Origin of the sequence: Intrasporangium sp. (assembly GCF_035280925.1) — a bacterium.
Lineage (GTDB): Bacteria > Actinomycetota > Actinomycetes > Actinomycetales > Dermatophilaceae > Intrasporangium.
In genome coordinates, this window is sequence record NZ_DATEEY010000156.1 from 1 (window position 1) to 3,467 (window position 3,467).

Below are 3,467 nucleotides of genomic sequence, written 5' to 3' on the forward strand. Positions count from 1 at the left end.
CAAGGCGTCCGAGATCTACCACGACGATGCGGTCCTGGAGTTCCCCCAGTCCGGGGAACGCTTCCGCGGCAAGGCCAACATCCAAGGCTGGCGCCAGCACTATCACGCACGACTCGACTTCGAGCCGCGCGAGATCCGAGGAAGCGGGGACTTCTGGATCGGAGAGGGCCGACTGCTGTACGACGGCGCCGACCCGGTCCACTTCGTCAAGATCCTTGAGTTCCGCGGCGACAAGGTGCAACGCGAGACGATCTACACCGCCGAGCCGTTCCCGGCACCGGACTGGCGCAAGCCGTGGGCCGAGGAAGGCGCCGCACCGCACGCCGGAGGGGACCTCCCAGCCCGCATCCGCGGCGGGAGCTGAGGCTGGCCAGTCCTGGATCTTCGGCCCTCACGCTCACCCGCGACCTGCGCGACCTGCGGCTTGGCACGACGGGGTGATGTACGCCCGGCTGCGGCACGACCCAGCGTGACCGCTGGACCAACCAGTCCGTCCAGGCTGGCGACCTACCGGCTGGCTGCCGCTGGCTGGGGCAGGTCGGGCTGAATGAGCTGCCCCGCTGGCCGGGCCCGGACAAGATCGAGGTCGGCTGGGACCTGCACCCGTCGGTGTGGGGCCGGGGGCTGGCGACCGAGGGCGCCCGGGCTGCGCTGGGGTACGGGTTCGAGGCCGTCGGCCTGGAGCGGATCATCAGCACCGCTCGGGCCGACAACGCCGCGTCGCGGCGGGTGATGGAGAAGTGCGGCCTGGCCTTCCAGGAGGAGTTCACCCACAAGGGTGCCCTGGTGGCGTGGTACGCCATCGACCGGGCCGACTGGCAGGCCAGCCAGGCGGCAGCCAGCCAGTAGCATGCCAGCCTGGACGGACTGGTTGGTCCAGCGGTCACGCAGGGTCGTGCCGCAGCCGGGCGTACAGCACCCCGTCGTGCCAGCGTCCACCGTCAAAGGCCAGGCCACGCATGACGCCCTCGCGGCGGAACCCGGCACGTTCCAGCGCTTTCTGCTCCGCGATGTTCTCGATGTTGGTGATCGCCTGGAGCCGGTTGGCCAGCGTGGTCGCGAACAGGTACTGAGCCAGCAGTCGTTGCGCCGCGGTCCCCTGGCCTTGGCCGCGGTGCTCTGGGAACAGCAGGATGCCGATCTCCAGGCAGCCGATCTCCGGCCCGCCGGTCTGGATGCTACGCCAGGCCACGATCCCGGCCAGGGTCCGTCGGGCAGGACGACGGCGAGCTGGCCGGAGTCGGCACCGAGCCAGCCGTCCGCCTCCCAGCGGCGCCGGCGGACGTGCGGGCTGCGGAAGCCCGACGACAGGTACGGCCCCCTGGAGGATGGGTCGGTGTCGAACCGGCGCAGGGTGTCGAGGTCGGCTTCCTCGATCGGGCGCAGCCGGACGGGCTCCTCGGGCATGCGGCCATCATTCCGCGAGTCGGCCGGTAACGCGATGCTGCGGTCGCGGAACGAGTGCCTCGGCCCGAACTCATCCGAGGGCAGCAATGCACCACGGGTGCGTTGCGGGAGTACCTGTCGGCCAGGGGACACCCGACGGCGCGGGGACACCCAGCTCCACTCCAACGGTCGAGTGACACCACCCGCGCTCTCCTCCGGCAGCTCTTTTGTCAGGTTGCCTGTGAGCTGCGGAGTGGCGCGCCGCGAGGGGGTGGCGTCAGATCCCCGGTGTAAACGTGCGACGGGCGTAGGTTCCTTCGGGAGCTACCAACTCACGAAGGAGGACCCACGCCCGTGGCTGTCCGAGTATCGCCCACTGAGGCCATCCGCGCCCAGATCCACGAGCTGTTCGAGTCCGGTGGGGAGCTGCTGAGTGTCGTCGAGCAGGTGGCCCGCCTGTCGGTGCGCTTGACCTTCCAGAGCGTCATCGAAGAGATCGTCTGCGAGGAGCTTGGCCGCGGCCGCTACGAGCGGCGGAGCCAGGACTTGCCCGAGGGCTACCGCAACGGCTGGCAGCAGCCCCGCACGCTCAAGACGTCGCTGGGGCCGGTCCAACTGCAACGCCCGAAGCTGCGCCACGCTCACGCCGCCCTGTGCGACCAGCTGTTCGGCCAGGGTGTCACCCGGACCAACGCGTTGGAGACCCTGGTCATCTCCTGCTGGGTGCGGGGCCTGTCCGACCGCGACGTCGAGGCCATGCTGGCCGAGGTCTTCGGCGAGCAGGCGGCGGTCAGCCGCTCGACCGTCAGCCGGATCTGCCAGCGGCTGCGGACCGAGTTCGACACCTGGTGCCGCCGCGACCTGACCGGCATCCGCCTCGACTACCTGTACCTGGACGGGTCGTTCTTCAAGATGCACCCCAAGGCCAGGGCCGAGCCGGTGCTGGTGGCCTGGGGCATCGACACCGACGGCAAGCCGGTGTTCTTGGGCCTGGCCCCGGGCGCGACCGAGTCGACCGATGCCTGGCGGGCGCTGCTGGAGGACCTGACCGACCGCGGGCTCGGCGCCCCGCTGCTGGTCATCTCCGACGGTGGCAAGGGCCTATGCGCGGCGATCGAGTGCTCGTTCCCCAACAGCTTGCACCAGCGCTGTCTGGTCCACGTCTGCCGCAACCTCATCGCCAAGGTCCCCACCCACGCCCAGGACCAGGTGAAGCGGGACTACTGGGCGGTCTTCGACGGGATCGAGGCCGAGGGCGAGGCCGCCGTCACAGAAGCCCGCCGGCGGGCCGGGCGGTTCATCGCCAGGTGGAAGCCGCTGTACCCCGCCGCGGTCGCATGTGTGGCCGACAACCTCGACGCGCTCGTCGCCCACCTGCTGTTCCCGGCTGAGCACCGTAAGCGCATCCGGCACTCCAACCTGATCGAGCGGACCTTCGGGGAGACCCGCCGCAGGGTTAAGGTGATCGGCCGCCTGCCCGGCGAGCAGAGCTGCCTGTCGCTGGTCTGGGCGGTCCTCGACCGGGCAGCCAAGGGCTGGCGCGGGCTCACCATGAGTCCCAAGGCGCTACGCCGGCTGCAGGACCTGCGGCGCGAACTGCTCGGCCAGCCACGACCATCAGCACCCCAGGAGGTGATCGCCCAGACCGTCACCGCCGCCGCGTAACATCACGACGGAGCCTGCGTCCGAGCCATTTACACCGCCCCTGAGACGCCACCGGGTGTCCTGTCTCACTGGACTTGGCCCAGCCGCACGTCGCTGAGCTGCAGCGGGTCAGATTGGCTGAGACGCCATTCCGCCGCCCGTCTCACTGAATCTGGCCCGCGATGGCCGTTCTCTCGGCGTTGTCTCACTGAATCTGGCCCCTCAGCGCCATTCTCTCGGCGTTGTCTCATTCAATTTGGCCCACCATGGCCATTCTCTCGGGCGTCCGGCTGCACCACGCGAGAGCGAGTCACCCAGGGAGCGGTGGGGTCCTCAGGCTGACAACGACCGGAGGTCCACGCCTTCGTCGGTGAGCGCGGCCCGGTCGGGGCGTGCCCGGCGGGCCACGAGGCCGGCGTAGGCCGCCATCTCCGAGT

Annotated in this window: 4 protein-coding genes; 3 read left to right on the top strand and 1 reads right to left on the bottom strand. The window is 69.9% G+C overall.

Features of this window, described 5'->3' with window-relative positions:
• On the top strand, positions 1 to 364 hold a 364-nt coding region (locus VJN29_RS14485), incomplete at its 5' end, for a nuclear transport factor 2 family protein (protein ID WP_324144339.1).
• A 164-nt stretch (positions 365 to 528) separates the two neighbouring features.
• Complete coding sequence (locus VJN29_RS14490; RefSeq protein WP_324144342.1) at positions 529 to 849, top strand: GNAT family N-acetyltransferase; 321 nt, start codon at positions 529 to 531, stop codon at positions 847 to 849.
• A 34-nt stretch (positions 850 to 883) separates the two neighbouring features.
• Here the strand turns inward: VJN29_RS14490 and VJN29_RS14495 are convergent, their stop codons facing one another.
• Positions 884 to 1,192 (bottom strand): GNAT family protein, encoded by a 309-nt coding sequence (locus tag VJN29_RS14495; RefSeq protein ID WP_324144340.1) that lies wholly within the window; start codon positions 1,190 to 1,192, stop codon positions 884 to 886.
• A 548-nt stretch (positions 1,193 to 1,740) separates the two neighbouring features.
• Between VJN29_RS14495 and VJN29_RS14500 the strand changes: the two genes are divergently transcribed.
• A complete protein-coding gene (locus VJN29_RS14500; protein ID WP_324144341.1) occupies positions 1,741 to 3,051 on the top strand; it encodes an IS256 family transposase in 1,311 nt (436 codons plus the stop codon).
• Positions 3,052 to 3,467: the final 416 nt, after the last annotated feature.